Origin of the sequence: Methanothrix sp., from assembly GCF_030055635.1 — an archaeon.
Taxonomy (GTDB): Archaea; Halobacteriota; Methanosarcinia; order Methanotrichales; family Methanotrichaceae; genus Methanothrix_B.
The window spans coordinates 1-14,696 of sequence record NZ_JASFYM010000022.1 but is presented as its reverse complement, the minus strand read 5'-3'; the positions used below and the strand labels follow the sequence as shown (position 1 = coordinate 14,696).

The following is a 14,696-nucleotide window of genomic DNA, read 5'->3' as shown; positions in this document are numbered from 1 at the left end:
CGGACTGAGGGGTAGAGCCTGTAGAGATGCTGGATAACCGGATCTGTGAAGCCTTCGACTTCGTCGAAGGGCTTCGACGGAGTCGAAGCGCAGGAAGCTCCGGCCTTCAGGCCGGAGAGGAAGTCACCTATCCTTCATCCCCAACCCTCTATGTTCACGGAACGCTGGGCGAAATTTTTTATGCCCACACTCCTATAAAGATTGGTGTTTTGCAATGGAGACAAAGGTGAAGGATTTAACCGTCGAGGAATTGCGGTCCTTAATATCGGATGCGGTCAGAGCGGCCATGGATGATTACATTGAAGATATCTTAGCACTTTCGAGCGATGACTATCTTAAATCCGTTGAAGAGGCGAGAAGCGATTACAAAGAGGGGCGAGTGAAATATTTCGAGGAAATTTTTGATGTATAGGATAGTGTTAACTCAGAGAGCATTGAAAGACTTGGAAAACATCGATAAAGAGATGCAGAGCAGAATCGCTGCGAAACTTAAGGAGTACGCTGAGGATCCCCTAAAACACGCTCGAAAGTTGATACATCCCAGCATAGGAACATACAGATTAAGGATAGGAGATTACAGAGTTATATTTGACATTAACCATGAAAATATAGTGATCTTAAGAATCGGACACAGAAAGTGCATTTATAAATGAACATGTCTCAAAACAGCCTCCTTTTACAGATCTGGCGTTTATCCTGAGAGGGGATCTCTCTTGCTGTCAGTGGCAGGATCTCTAAGTAGCAGTTAGATGTGCGAAGAATCAACAGAAGAATGATGGAGGCGATGGGGATGGTGGGAGATTGATGACTTTGGGAGCTCTCCTAACATGCGGGCCCGTGCAGCTGGAGTGAGGTGCATAGACAGAAGCATGGGCAGATCAAGCAGGATCTGAGTGGCTATGAAAATAATAAAATCTATCGACACAAAAAGAGGCAGGCTGTTTGAGGTTGATGCAAGCGGAAGGGCCGTCCGGATACTGCTTACCTGGCATGCGCTGGATGGAGCGGAGGATTATGGTATCTCAGCAGACGACCTCCTGAACTTCCTGATGCATCCAGAGGAGGTTATAAGAGGGCATGCAGGCCGGTTCATCGCACATAAAAGGCTCAATCGGCATCTGGCGAGGGTGGTTTATGAGTATGAAAATGAATCTTTTGTGGTAATAACTTTTTATATCTCGCATGCGGACAGATACTTTAAGGGTGGAATAAATGAAGATAAAATACTACCCTGATGCAGACGCTCTTGACATAAGGATAAGCGATGAGAGGCCAGATTACGGCGAAGCGGCAGGGGAAGAGATGATACTGCACTACACAAAGAGCGGGAAGCTGGTGAAGTTGGAGATACTCAATGCATCTAAAATGATAATCGACCTATTAGAGCCGATATTACGCCAAAAACCTTTAGCAGAATCGGACATTACTTAAATCGCTGGTGATCTCATCAGGTAACGGGGTCGATGCAGGTAGCGCTTCAGCGGCGGCCCTTTCACTTCTGGTGGATGAGATCAACCTTCAGGCAATGTGTGTTCTCTGCCCGCGCCCTTGTGCTGCCAGTGAGCTTCGCAGGCGCCCAGGAGGCGATGGCCAGGCATGTGATCACGACAGACGCTCCTGGATGCCGCAAGGCCGTGATCGACGGCTTTAACGGCTTCCTGGTGCCACCCCGCGATGCCAAGGGCGCTCGCAGACTCGATGGAGCATCACCTTCTGAATCCGGAGCTGATCGAGCGGATGGGCGCTGCGATTCGACCACATGAGCCATCATCTTAAATACAACGACTGTGAGCTGATCTGTGGTGTAATCATGCCGCTGAGAGCTGATGCTGAGAAGGTCGATGCGTTCATAAAAAACCTCAAGGACGACAGCTCCACGGTCCGGGCGCGGGCCGCGGAGGCGCTCGGTAAGATCGGCGACCCGAAAGCTGTGGGGCCACTGATCGATGCGCTTCTCGATGTGGATGCGAGCGTGAGATCTGAGGCCGCGGAGGCGCTGGGAAAGATCAAAGACGCCAGGGCTGTCGAGCCGCTGAGCAGGGCGCTGACCGATGCGAACGCTCTTGTGAGATGGAACGCAGCCTGGGCCCTCGGAAGCATAGGCGATCCTAGGGCGGTTGATGCTCTCATCGGGGTGCTCAATGACAGGAGCCAGGATGTGAGGCTCAACGCAGCATGCGCCCTCGGGAGCATCGGCGATCCGAGGGCTGTCGAGCCGCTGCTACCGATGCTGAGAGATTCGAGCTGGAAGGTCAGGTATCATGTCACAAGAGCTCTGGGGCTTATAGGCGACTCTAAGGTGATCAGCCATCTGGAAAGCATCAGCGACGAGAGCCCGATAGTACAGAAAGCGGTTAGGGAGACCATAGAGAGGCTGAGGAAGCGCTGACATACACGCCAGTAATGCCTCAAATGGATCGCTCGAGGCCCAGCTGTGCGGCCAAGGGGTGAGATCTCAGCAATTCCACGGCCTCCTCGTCTGTCAGACCGGCGCCTATCGCTATCTCCACCGCTCTTTTTGATGTTATCAGGTCCTCAGGATCGTGTGTGTCGGTGTTCACAGCCATCTTTGCGCCTGTCTGTTTTGCGATGCGCACAACATGTCCGTTTGTGATGTTGTGCCCGAGCCTTGATGTTATCTCCAGCACAACATCATTTTCCCGGGCAAGCTCTGCCTCCTCCAGTGTGAGGAAACCCGGATGCGCGAGCATATCGACACCGGCCTCTATCGCAGCCCTGTTGGTTCCAGGTGCAACCGGCTCCACTGGAGTCTCCCCATGGACCACAACGATCTCCGCGCCCAGGGCTCTTGAGAGCAGCACAAGCCGCTCTATCTTTCCAGGCGGAACATGGGTTATCTCGACCCCGGGGATAACCTTCAGAGAGTAGGCATCCTCCATCTCCTTCACCTTAAGCATGCTTCCGACAATGTGCTCCACGTTCGTGAAGTCGACGTGATCAGTTATCGCTATCGCAGTGTACCCGATCGCCTCAGCACGCCTGAGAAGCTCGGCCGGAATGAGCTCACCATCGCTGAAGACCGTGTGCGTATGGAGGTCTATCATGCTGGATGCTCTTACGCATGGGGTAATAATGGTTGCGAGAGGATCTGCCAGGATCAATATGCAAGAGGCAGCACAAGCATGCACCTAAAATTTCCTGAAATTTCCTGTGCGCACGCCCCTCCATAAGAACGCATGGGTTTCAAGCGGTCGCAGGGATCGCCGATCTGAACCGGAAATTGTATAACTCCCGGAGCCATGGCTGGGATCCAATGGAGTTCGCTGATCTCTATCCATTTGTTATGGCAATGATCATCGGAGCGCTGATAGGAATCGAGCGCCAGCGCAGGATCATCGAGGACAAAACCAGGGGAGTTGCCGGCCTCCGGACGTTTGTGCTCATAGCGCTTCTGGGCGCGCTCGCAGCCAGCCTCTCAGAGATCTTCGGAGATATGTTCATTGTGGCTGCATATGCCGGCTTTCTCATACTTGTGGGGATTGGGTATGCAACAGCCTCCAGGATCATAGGGTGGCTCGATTTCACATCCGCTGTCGCTGCCGCGATCACATTTCTCCTCGGAGCGCTCTGCTACTTCGAGGAGAGCATGCTTCTCGCGGTCGCTCTCTCAATTCTTGTGACATGGACGCTCGCCACCAGGAAGATAGCCCACAGATACGTCGAGGCGATCAGCGATGCTGAGCTGCTCGACACGCTCAAGATGGGGCTTGTGGCGCTGGTGATACTGCCACTTCTCCCGGACCGTGCGCTGGATCCCCTTGAGGTTCTGAATCCGAGGAGGATCTGGATGATGGTCGTTCTTGTGAGCCTGATAAGCTATGTGGGCTACATTCTGATAAGAGTTCTTGGAGACGATCGGGGGCTCACGCTCACAGGAATTCTTGGAGGTATAGTCTCCAGCACCGCGGTCACGATGAGCATGGCATCTGAGGTGAGGGAGAGGAGCCAGTCGCTGGCATCTGCTGTCTTCGCCACAACCCTGGCAAGCTGCACGATGTTCCCGAGAATACTTCTGATAGTGATGCTTGTCAACATGGAGCTGCTACTGCCTTTATCGGCTCAGCTTGCAGCAATGGCGGGAGTCGGCGTGGCTCTGGCATATGTTCGCAGAAAGAATGCTGCACCTATCGAAGGGGGTGTGAAGCACAAGGATCCGTTCAGATTGATTCCCGCCCTGAAGTTCGGCGCGCTCTTCGCCTTCATACTCTTCATCACAAAGCTCGCGTCCATCTCACTGGGAGATGCTGGAAGCTACGCAGCTGGTGTGATCTCCGGGCTGGCGGATGTCGATGCTGTTGTCCTTGCGATGGCGACGCTTGCAGCAGGGAGCATCAGCACCGAGACCGCGGTCATAGCCATAATGCTCGCAGCGATAACGAACACAGCGCTCAAGCTATCGATCGCGTTCGTCATGGGCAGCCGGGAGTTCGGGATGGAGATGGCGAAGGTCCTCGTCCCGATGATGGCAGCCGGGATCCTGATGCTCATATGGTACACCAGTGCCCTTCACCACATAATCGAGATGCTCTCGTCAACTACTCCGGTCTGAAGACCGGAGCTTGTCCCTGGCGCCATGCGGAGAATCCGACATGTCCGAGACAATAGGCCGGTTGACATCACAGGATAGAGCCCCGAAGAGCAGCGGCCCTGGAGACGCCCCTAGCCTCAAATGCAGGTTTCAGCTTCCGCATTGCTGCGGATTCAGAGCGTTCCAAAATGCCTGTCGTCATTCCGTGCTGCAACCGTTTCTCCGCTACGGAGTGTCTTGTGGGGTCAGAAGGCATCTCAGGAGAAAGTAGTAGGAACAGAGATATATCTGTTTCTGGGTGGGGTACGCTCCTCCCCGTCCTGAAGGGCGGGGTTTCCGCTACCCATACACCCCAGGAGGTTCTATGAGATGCCATCCTGAAAACACGGCCACGCCTGCGCATCAGCATATGAAGTATATTCCCAGCGCCACCATGGAGACCGCGGAGAACTTCCTCACCACAGCCCCCCTGCATGTGTCCTCCTCGATCAATCCTGAATACACGGACCTGATGACGAGTATGGATATGAGCGTCATCATAGGCTGGAGCGCGCCTATGCCGTTAACAAGCGCGAGCGGCCCCCTGGCATATGCGAATATGAAGAGTATCATCCCCAGAAACTGAAACGACTCCTCCACAAAGATGGAGCAGAGAGTGCGCGCATTCGAGGCCATCATGCACAGACCCGCTGCTCCGCCGGATCTCAGGAAGGGCACCACAGCTATGAGATTTCCGAATGCGGACCATATGTACATGTCCCATTCGTCCATGGAGCAGAGAAGGCACTTCATTGCCAGACAGTAGATCGTGTTCATCACCCAGTACGGCAGGATGTGCCTCAGAGCAGGGGTGGTGATTGACTCCGGGCTGTACGAGACGATGAGCGAGCTCAGAAGTATGAGCGCTGCCCCGGCGCAGCTCCTCGCAGGCAGGCTCTCGTCTAGGAGGGATGATGACAGTAAGAAGACGAGGACCACGTAGAAGTACTCGAGCGATGTCACCCTCGAGAGCTCATCCTCCTTGATCGCCCTGAGAAAATACACCGTCGGGAGGACCTGGATGCTGCCAAGGACCACGGCGAGGATCGTATCCGGAAACACAAACTCCGGCCGTATGAACGCGAATGCCGTCAGTGCGAAAACCTGCTGGGCCATCACCTGGCACAGCAGATAAACCTTCGGCTCCTGCATGTACCGGTCCAGGATGAGCTTGTCCAGCAGGCCGGCAAGCGTGAACGATACCGTGCCGAACAGGGCGAGAAGAAGCCAGCTCACATTTGAAACCATCTATTTCTGTGCTTAAGTATGTTACTGATGAATGGTAAGTACCAGAGATCAGACATGCTTTGATAACAGAAACTGTGTTTCTGATCCTGCCCAAAAAGCACGCTCTTCGGAGCTCCGGGCCAATCCACAGATGCTGCTCATGTGCTTCTTCATCGTCTCTGATGCATCACTCAGAGAAAGCTTTAACACATAAAATGGGAAGATAGAGAGCCAACAGGCTTAAAGGGTGGCGAGTAAAATCCGGCTGAGAGGCGAGGCACTGCCTTTGGATCTTCTCCTGGTAACAGCTCTGGCTCTGATCACGACAGCTATCGGCATGAACGTTCATGCAGGCCAGGGCGTGATCGCGTTTGCGCTCCAGGCGCTTCTGCTCTATGCGCTCGTATCAGCTGTGCTTCCCGAGAACGAGCCGCTTGGATCACTTCTTCAGAGAACCACGCTGAGCATCGCTCTGGCGCTGGTGGCATCGCTGGCGGAGATCGCGCTGGGCGTGCGGGAGTTTCCTCTGGTTATCGCAGCCATCCTGGTTTTGATTCTCGCGGTTCTTGCACAGATTCGGAGGAGCGCGGTCCCCAGGAGGAGAAGGTTCTCGCTGTACACCTACAGGTACGGCCTCAGGAGCAGCAGAAAAAGAATCCCTCAGAGCATTGTACCCGCGGTCGTTCTTCTTCTGATGATCGCTGCCATCTCTCTCGGCTACGTGAACGTGAAAAACGAGAAGCACGAGGGATCCACGGAGTTCTACGTGACCGGTCTGGGCATTAAGAGCGATGGGCGCGCGACAGCGACTGTTGGTGTGATAAATCATGAGGGAGTTGAGGCGAACTACACGATCGCTGTTGAGATGAATGGAGAGAGAGCGGCCCAGAGGGATGCACATCTTGCCGATGGAGACGCATACGAGGACACGCTGGAGTGGAGAATATCTGCGGATGCCGGCGATCTGTGCGCGCTCAGGATTATTCTGTACAGGAATGAGGAGATGCTGAAGGAATACCAGAAGACCCTGAGGATCAGCGATTACATCACAGAAACGCCGCGTGAGAACATTTCTGCAGGTGGGGAGACGCAGCAGGTGAACGTGACGCTGAATGCCACTGATGCCTCGAAGAACATCTCCCAGAACACATCCCTGCGCAGCACATCGCCGTCCGTTGTCACGAGGAGGGGATCCGCGCGATCCGGGGGCACAGGATCATCCGGCATCTCCTCATCCTCATCAGAAGGACCGAGGGATGAGAGCGCTGCCTCAGAGAGGCCACAGAACGTGAGCACGGCGCCGGAGGCTAACACAACTGGCACGAATCTATCAGGCGCTGCAGCAAAGCCTGACAGCTTAGCTGCCGTCGCGAACGCCACGCTCGCCAGCGCATCCATAATGGATGCTTTAACGAACGCATCCATCCACGGAAATCAGACAAAGGAGGGATCTCATGGCCTTGCTCTCAGTGACACATCAACGAATGCATCCGCAGCCCCAGCGGGTCCCGAGAACAGGAGTGCAGCCCCCCTGCCTCCATCGCTGAGCGGGAGCCTGAACAGGAGCACGGGCGCATCGGAGAACAGATCCCAGGAGGTCGTGCCTCCGAAGACGCCCCCTGAGATCGAGAGGCTTGAGCCTGATAAGGAGAGCCCCCAGAAGGTCGGAACCACGGTTGTCTGGACTGTGAGGGCTTCAGGGCCTGCTGATGGCCTGAGCTACAGGTTCTTCCTGAACGGCAGGCCGATCTCCGGCTGGAGCAGCAGCCCAAGCTGGACATGGTACACATCGGGAATTCCAGCTGGAGAGTACAACGTGAGCGCGTGTGTGAGGGGATCAAATAACAGAGACTGCGAGGATACGGCATGGTCCCTGTACACACTGCTGCCGGTGAACCTGCCGCCGGAGCTGACCGCCCTGGTACCGGATCCTGACGGGCCGCAGCCTCAGGGCACACAGATCAGATGGTCTGCTTCAGCATCAGACGCGGAGAACGACACGCTGCTCTACAGGTTCTATGTTGATGGTCTCCCTGCTGGAGAGTGGTCTGGATCCGGAGTGTTTATCATGAACACATCCGGTCTCGCTCCAGGAAACCATACGGTCCGCGTTGGTGTGAGAGATGGTCTCCATTCAGCTGAAAATGATGATTCTCTGGAGAGGGTTGTAGAGATATTGGCAGCGAACACCCCTCCGGGGATCACGGGACTGGCACCTGACAGGGAGAGCCCCCAGCCTGCTGGATCTGTGATAACATGGACCGCCTCTGCGGATGATCCTGATAACGATCCAATCCAGTACAGGTTCCTTGTCGACGGTGTCGCTGTTAGCGACTGGTCAGCGAATCCGCGGTTCGTATGGAACACGAGCGGTTATACCGAGGGGGAGCACAGGGTGAGCGTTCTGGCGAGGGACGGGCATCACGAAGATCCTGATAGAAGGGATGTGGTCTTCTATCTGGAAAAGAAGAACTCGCCGCCCAGGGTGTTGAGCCTCCTGCCCGACAGGAATGACCCGCTGCCAGTGGGCTCGAGGATCACCTGGAGCGCTCTGGCAGAGGATCCCGATAACGATCCAATCCAGTACAGGTTCCTTGTTGATGGTGTGGCTGTGAGCGAATGGTCTTCCTCTGCGGTGTTCGAGCTCGATACATCCAATCTATCGCCGGGCAACCACACGCTCAGCGTTTATGTGAGAGACAACATGCATGCAGATCATGATGATGCAAAGGAGAAGGGCTTCGAGCTCGTCGCCCCCAACAGGCCGCCAGCCGGGCTGAAGCTCTCACCGTCCCCAGAAAGTCCGCAGCCAGTGGGCTCGATGATAGCATGGACCGCCTCTGCGGATGATCCTGATAATGACACGCTGCTTTACAGGTTCTCGCTGAACGGAAAGGCTGTGACCGACTGGTCTCCATCAGGAAGCTGGATGTGGAACACATCCGGTTTACCCCCCGGTGAGTACATGGTGGGTGTGTGGGTCAGGGATGGAAGGCATGCATCTTCCGCAGGATTTGATTCAGCTATGACCTCAAAGTTCATCCTGACGCAGGAGAACCGCCCGCCAGAGCTGATATCCCTCACTCCGGACAAAGCAGGACCCTACGAGCCCGGAGACGAGGTGGTGTGGACCGCGGAGGCTGTGGATCCTGAGGGCGACCCGCTCCTGTACAGGTTCTTTGTTGACGGGGTGGCGGCGAGCGACTGGTCCGGCACAGGCCGCTGGACTCTGAGCGTCTCAGAGGAGGGGAGGCACAGTATCACAGCTTCTGTGAGAGACGATTCTCATGAGACGGGCCAGAGCATCACATCTGAATTCACGGTGGAATCAAGGAGGGTCGAGAATCATCCGCCCGTGATCGAGAGCCTCACACCTGATCTGAGCAGCCCGCAGCACGCCGGAATATCTGTGATATGGACCGCGAGGGCGCAAGACCCGGAGAACGATCCTCTCCTTTACAGATTCCTGGTGGACGGCTCGCCGGCCACAGACTGGTCAGCGTCAGGCAAATTCACCTGGAACACAGTGGGTGTGGCAGCGGGTGATCACAACATCACAGTGCAGGTCAGGGATGAAAGCAGCATCAGCAGCATCTCACAGATCTATACAATAAGATCCATTGTGGACGAGGCGCTCAGCGGCATCGGGTCGAGGGGCAGCGCAGCCCTCGGGAGCAAGAACATATCATCAGTAAGGGTTGGAAGATAGGTGGTTTTATGAACGCGATCAGATCGATCTTGCCATTGGTCCTCATCCTGGGATTGATCGCAACATCTCATGCGTATCCTCTTCAGGGGAGCAATGGCGCTGTCACATGCGTGGTCTTTGATGGCTACAAGAGCCATTACGATATTAACACAAGTGCTCTCTTTCTCGACGTCGGAATGACAAGAGGGATCAACGCGACATTCGAGGTTGTGGATCAGAAAAACAAAACATATCCCGTGGATCTAAGCCGCTCAAGGGCTCTCCAGCCGGGAAGGTTCGCCCTGGTCTTCATGGTTCCGAGGACCTCAGAGGTGGCATACCTGACCGTGATCCCTGAGGGAAGCAATCCGTTCTCCATTGCATGGGATAAACCCATAAAGTACACAAACGGCATTGCAAACTTCAGGTTTTACGGCATAACAGACTGGCTTCTCTCCAACACAAGCCAGACGATATCAGTGGATATAAGCCTCTCAAACAATGCGACTGAGGGCGAGATAGTGATGAGCCCTGAGAACTTCACGCTGGTAGATCAGTGGGGCTGGAGGTACTTTGCCGATGTCACATTCTCTTCGGTGATCATACCGCCGAAGAGCATTATGAGAAAGGAGATAACATTTGCGAGCATCTCACCCAGGAGCAGGCCTGCTCTTCTCGAGTATGACTTCGCAACCGACCGGGCGATACAGATACCCCTTGACACGAGCCTGATCGAGATACAGATGAGTGTGCCACCTGAGGCTCCGGCAGAAGCTCCTGCAGGGGCTGCACCACCTGCGGCTGTGGCGAATGAGACCGCAAATGTAACACAGACTCTGCCACAGCTCCCCCCACAGCTGGAGGAGCCAAAGCCCATGACAACCCAGGAGAAGGTGATGGCTGCGCGCGAGAGGCTCGCAAGTGTGCAGGAGATGATGCGCAAAAAATGAAATTTCCTGAAATATTGCACAAAGACCATATATACTTTTAATACTATTATTTATTACACATCCTTTATGAAATGAGCTCTTCAATCGAGGATTCTCAAGATCTGGACATGTCGCTGCATGATTTTATCAAATGAGATTTATACTAAAATGCTGAGTTTTTAGGAATCCTCAATCATGCGTCCACCGCGGCTGCTGCCTTGAGAGGCAGCTTCAATCCAGACCGGCGCATCATCATCGAAACTCTTTTAGCAGATACCATCATTCCCTGATTCTCAGGACACTATCATGGATATCCATCAACTGAGAAGATCAGGTGTGGGGCTGGCCCGATGAGCATCGAGGATGAGATCAGGGCCCTGGAGGAGGAGATCCTCAGAACGCAGAAGAACAAGGCGACCGAGCACCACATAGGCCGCCTGAAGGCGAAGATAGCCAGGCTGCGCGAGGAGCAGGAGAGGAGGACGGCTGCCAGGGTGAAGAAGGGAGGGGGTGTAAGGAAATCCGGGGACGCAACTGTCACCCTTGTGGGGCCGGTGGGCGCCGGAAAGTCCACACTGGTGAACAGGCTCACAGGGGCCAGGACCAGCGAGGATCCGTACTCGATGGAGATCACCCCGGGAATCCTGCAGCACAGGGGCGCCAAGATACAGATTCTGGACGTACCGGACATAACGGTATCAGGTGATGCATTATCCGCTGTCAGGGACTCTGATCTTGTGCTGCTCGTCACGGAGCCGTATGGGGGCTCTCTGGATCCCTACCTGAACAGGCTCTACCAGAGCGGTGTCCGCCTGAACCAGAATCCTCCATCGGTACTGATAAGAAAAACATCGAGAGGCGGCATAAGTGTGACGAGCACCGTCGACCCCGGGATAGACAAGGGATCGATCGAGGCCATACTGAGGGAGTACAGGATACACAGCGCAGATGTTCTGATAAGGGAGAGGCTCACCCAGGAGAGGTTCATCGATGCCCTGGAGACCAACAGGCGCTACATAAAGGCCATACATGTGATGAACAAGGTTGACATCCTGGATCCGGAGGAGCGGGAGCTCGATGGGGATGTGATTCCAATATCGACCATCGATGGCACAGGTCTCGACAGGCTGAAGGATGAGATATTCGAGCGGCTGGATCTCATAAGGATTTTCATGAAGCCGCAGGGAAAGCCGCCGGATCTCGACGAGCCAATGATAATGAGAAGGGGAGCTAACATAGGCGACCTCTGCGACAGGATACACAAGGACTTCAGGCAGCGCTTCAGGTACGCAACCGTCTGGGGATCATCTGCAAAGCACAACGGCCAGCGCGCAGGGCTCGATCACATCCTGAGCGATGGGGATATAGTTACCATCGTCCTGGAGAAGTGAGGAGAATTCTGGAGCAGGCCGGATTTTGTCCAGAGCAATCCCGCAAACCATATATCTCAGGGATATAAAACAAATCAGTGGAAAGCTCGTAAAATTCAGAGGCATCTCTCCAGCGAGAGGGCCTGTGGATGGGGCAGAATGCTGGTGAGAAGCTACTCAGAGCAGAAAAGGAGGTAAAAACCATGTGCGGATGTGGGGATAGGCATGGCGAGATAATGCGAGCTCTTGGGGATAAGATGGGTGGCTATGTTCCCGAGACGCTCAAGGCGATATACGACCACAGGCCTGAGCTCGTGGAGCTCATCGAGAGGCTCGACAGGGTGCTCCTGGAGGATGGCGCACTCGACAAAAAGACGAAGAGGCTCATCGCTCTGGCCTGTGTTATAACGAGAATGTGTGAGGACTGCGTGTACCCGCAGGCGAAGGTCGCTGTGAACTACGGCGCAACAAAGGAGGAGATCCTGGAGACCCTTGAGATATGCATGATCACGGGTGGTGTCCCGACATTCTCCATCGCCAAGAGCGGCATAAGCAGGCTGTTCAAGGAGATGGAGGATTAAACGCACTCCCTGCCATCCATTTTTGATCCGGTCTCGTCCCTTTGATGTGGCGGAGATCTGTAAAGGTAGATTCATCTCACGAATATAAGGAGATCTGAGCAGATTTTCGGGATCGCTGGATGCTCTTCCCTATCATTGCCACCATGTTGAATCACTGGATGGGCGAACCTTCACAGCAGAGATCTCACGTCCTTCGTGCTCATCACCCTCAGGTCGAGGCTTGCGGCGATCTCCTCGAGCCTCCTGCGCTCTTCGGAGCGGAAGGATTTGCCGTCCAGATAGACACCGGATGCTCCTGAGAGCTCAGCCGCGCTCATTATCGCATCGGCGCTGAGCATCGATGCCTGGTACTTCGAGAACATGTGACCGAACGCTACAGGTCTTGAGAGCATCAGCTCCGTCTGTCTTTGTACATAATGCCCTCCGCCAATTCCGAGAAGCACCGGCTCACCAGCATGCTCATCATATCTCTCGAGATCGAGGATCGCTCTGGCTACTGCGGCGCCTGCCTCTGGATCGCTCCAGTGCTGCTCGCATGAGCCTATCTCGGCGAAGAGCGAGGGGATGCGCAGATCCACAGGGCCGTGGTGCGTGGCCTCAGCGGAGAGGCGAAATGTGGTGGGGGCATGACGCTGCAGGGCCATGAGCAGTCGTTTCAAAGGATACGGCGCTGGTCTGGATAGCTCGAATGAGCCCTCCTGAAGAACTCCGGTGAAGTGGCCGCCGAGCCATGCCACAGCCTCTTTTGATCTGTGTCTGGATGCGAAGACGATCAGCCGCGGCGAGAGGCCCATGTGATCCATCAGATCTTCAAGATTCCTGAGCCCCACAAGCTCGCCCTCGATGCGAAGCAGGCAGCAGCTCCTGTAGAACCTGAGATCCCCCTGTCCCTCCCACTCGGCAAGCTCGAGCAGCCTCGAGGCTATGTTCGAGCTGGCCGGATCAGAGGATGAGCAGATTATCACTATCTCGCTCATATCTCCTTTTCAATCCCGAGCATCTCAGCAACAGCAGGTGCGTAATCGAGCTTCATCACCCTCATCGCTCTCAGTGGCATGATGACGATGTGCGGTTTCGTGTCCATGAGATCTCTCTCAAATGCGCTGTTAACAAATGCATCAATCCCATCCTTGAGATCGGAGAAGCTAGATGAGAGCATCGCGCCACAGATGTCTCCAGGCTGCATGTAGTAGAAGAGCTGCGATCCCATCATTCCCAGGAGAGATCCTGCATCATGAGAGCTCACATCCTGCCGAATGCGAAGATGGTAGAAGCACATGAGCTCACAGCATATCCTCTGCCATTCAACATGCGCCTCCCGGAGAAGAATGTTAGCATCGAAGAACCTGCTCCTCTTTCCTGATATTGTCGGCCTCGAGATCCCAGTTCTCTTTGAGAGCTCCAGATCTGAAAGGGTGGGGTATCTGACGAAGGCGTAGAGTGTGAGCCTGTCCTTCTCTGACATCCTTGAGGCATCTGCGGGCATCAGCGAGACTGGGGCAGGCTGGACATCCTTTCTCTCAAGCCCGAATATCTCGCTGACTGCTGCTGGAACATTGTACTGATAGCTGGCAAGCTCCACACAGAGATGCACGCACCTGAAATCCTCAAGCACGCCTCTCTGCCGGTATCTGATCAGAATACTTTCTGATCTTTTCCTGAACTCTGTAAGGTTCCTCGAGTAAACCAGGGAGAACGCATCTGTAGATGTTGCTGCACAGCAGACACAGCTGGGGCTCATTGTCCATTCAGACAGGGATTCTCTGCCATCGATCCCTGGAGAGAAGCGCATGAAAACCACGCTGAGGATCTCGGCGCCAATTGCCCCACCAGCTGGAACGTTAAGAAGCTTTATCAGCTGCCAGTCTCGAAACTTGCGTTTGCTTTTGAATATCGTGGATCTGTCTACATCAATAGAGGAAGCCAGATCAATGTCGCTGAGCCCGGGGTATCTGGTCAGGCCGTAAAGTACCAGCTTCTCTTTTGATGTTAATTTGAGCTCCATTTGATGAAAGTGTATTTTTTAACTATTTATAGGTTACCTCATCGCTTGCATCCCCACAATGTTGCCTTTATATTTGAAAGCTTTTTCCTGTGGCCTTTCCGGTAAGCGGCATCGAAGCCAGCAGAATATGTGCAGTTGGTTGTGGGCCCGCATCACGAATTGTTTTTCCTGGAATCGATATCCCACATTCCGCATTAACGCTCCAGTCCGTAGTATTTTTTGCATTCTGGTCCGAACAGTTTGATGATCTTTATGGTATTCTCGTTGAGGTTAGCGATTTTCTGGTGTTTCTCGCCGCAGAGCCATAT

General features: G+C 54.4%; 15 protein-coding genes and 1 pseudogene. 12 read left to right on the top strand and 4 right to left on the bottom strand.

What is annotated here, in order from left to right; translation table 11 throughout:
* Positions 1–214: 214 nt before the first annotated feature.
* From QFX31_RS08410 to QFX31_RS08385, 6 genes and pseudogenes are all read left to right on the top strand, one after another.
* Positions 215–412 carry a hypothetical protein gene (locus tag QFX31_RS08410; RefSeq protein ID WP_348531657.1) on the top strand — a complete coding sequence of 66 codons (198 nt, stop codon included), beginning with the start codon at positions 215–217 and terminating at the stop codon, positions 410–412.
* On the top strand, positions 405–653 hold the full coding sequence (locus tag QFX31_RS08405) for a type II toxin-antitoxin system RelE/ParE family toxin (RefSeq protein ID WP_348531656.1): 249 nt from the start codon (positions 405–407) through the stop codon (positions 651–653). Before QFX31_RS08410 ends, QFX31_RS08405 begins: the two co-directional genes overlap by 8 nt.
* A 240-nt stretch (positions 654–893) precedes the next feature.
* On the top strand, positions 894–1,235 hold the full coding sequence (locus QFX31_RS08400; protein WP_348531655.1) for a DUF4258 domain-containing protein: 342 nt from the start codon (positions 894–896) through the stop codon (positions 1,233–1,235).
* On the top strand, positions 1,213–1,431 hold the full coding sequence (locus tag QFX31_RS08395; RefSeq protein WP_348531654.1) for a DUF2283 domain-containing protein: 219 nt from the start codon (positions 1,213–1,215) through the stop codon (positions 1,429–1,431). Before QFX31_RS08400 ends, QFX31_RS08395 begins: the two co-directional genes overlap by 23 nt.
* A 146-nt stretch (positions 1,432–1,577) precedes the next feature.
* Positions 1,578–1,743 (top strand): annotated as a pseudogene (locus tag QFX31_RS08390) (glycosyltransferase); the annotation flags it as partial.
* Between the two features lie 67 nt (positions 1,744–1,810).
* Positions 1,811–2,389 carry a HEAT repeat domain-containing protein gene (locus tag QFX31_RS08385; RefSeq protein WP_348531653.1) on the top strand — a complete coding sequence of 193 codons (579 nt, stop codon included), beginning with the start codon at positions 1,811–1,813 and terminating at the stop codon, positions 2,387–2,389.
* 19 nt (positions 2,390–2,408) lie between these two features.
* On the opposite strand, the gene QFX31_RS08380 is transcribed toward QFX31_RS08385, so the two are convergent.
* Positions 2,409–3,065 carry a histidinol phosphate phosphatase domain-containing protein gene (locus tag QFX31_RS08380; protein ID WP_348531652.1) on the bottom strand — a complete coding sequence of 219 codons (657 nt, stop codon included), beginning with the start codon at positions 3,063–3,065 and terminating at the stop codon, positions 2,409–2,411.
* Positions 3,066–3,274: 209 nt separating this feature from the next.
* Between QFX31_RS08380 and QFX31_RS08375 the strand changes: the two genes are divergently transcribed.
* The gene (locus QFX31_RS08375; protein WP_348531651.1) at positions 3,275–4,570 is read left to right on the top strand and encodes an MgtC/SapB family protein; all 1,296 of its coding nucleotides are present in this window, start codon (positions 3,275–3,277) and stop codon (positions 4,568–4,570) included.
* A 381-nt stretch (positions 4,571–4,951) separates the two neighbouring features.
* Here the strand turns inward: QFX31_RS08375 and QFX31_RS08370 are convergent, their stop codons facing one another.
* Positions 4,952–5,824, bottom strand: coding sequence for a hypothetical protein (locus QFX31_RS08370; protein ID WP_348531650.1), 873 nt, complete (start codon positions 5,822–5,824; stop codon positions 4,952–4,954).
* Between the two features lie 238 nt (positions 5,825–6,062).
* Here QFX31_RS08370 and QFX31_RS08365 point away from each other — a divergent pair, with 238 nt between their 5' ends.
* The 4 genes from QFX31_RS08365 to QFX31_RS08350 all read left to right on the top strand — a co-directional run bounded on the left by QFX31_RS08365 (position 6,063) and on the right by QFX31_RS08350 (position 12,383).
* Positions 6,063–9,524, top strand: coding sequence for a DUF1616 domain-containing protein (locus QFX31_RS08365; RefSeq protein ID WP_348531649.1), 3,462 nt, complete (start codon positions 6,063–6,065; stop codon positions 9,522–9,524).
* A gap of 8 nt (positions 9,525–9,532) precedes the next feature.
* Positions 9,533–10,453, top strand: a complete 921-nt coding sequence (locus QFX31_RS08360; protein WP_348531648.1) for a hypothetical protein — start codon at positions 9,533–9,535, stop codon at positions 10,451–10,453.
* Between the two features lie 329 nt (positions 10,454–10,782).
* A complete protein-coding gene (locus QFX31_RS08355; protein WP_348531647.1) occupies positions 10,783–11,823 on the top strand; it encodes a TGS domain-containing protein in 1,041 nt (346 codons plus the stop codon).
* A gap of 182 nt (positions 11,824–12,005) precedes the next feature.
* On the top strand, positions 12,006–12,383 hold the full coding sequence (locus QFX31_RS08350; protein WP_348531646.1) for a carboxymuconolactone decarboxylase family protein: 378 nt from the start codon (positions 12,006–12,008) through the stop codon (positions 12,381–12,383).
* Positions 12,384–12,553: 170 nt separating this feature from the next.
* Here the strand turns inward: QFX31_RS08350 and QFX31_RS08345 are convergent, their stop codons facing one another.
* Positions 12,554–13,360, bottom strand: coding sequence for a D-aminoacyl-tRNA deacylase (locus QFX31_RS08345; protein WP_348531645.1), 807 nt, complete (start codon positions 13,358–13,360; stop codon positions 12,554–12,556).
* Positions 13,357–14,388 (bottom strand): Lrp/AsnC family transcriptional regulator, encoded by a 1,032-nt coding sequence (locus QFX31_RS08340; protein ID WP_348531644.1) that lies wholly within the window; start codon positions 14,386–14,388, stop codon positions 13,357–13,359. Before QFX31_RS08340 ends, QFX31_RS08345 begins: the two co-directional genes overlap by 4 nt.
* An 89-nt stretch (positions 14,389–14,477) precedes the next feature.
* Between QFX31_RS08340 and QFX31_RS08335 the strand changes: the two genes are divergently transcribed.
* A partial coding sequence (locus QFX31_RS08335) for a hypothetical protein (protein WP_348531658.1) occupies positions 14,478–14,696 on the top strand: 219 nt, incomplete at its 3' end.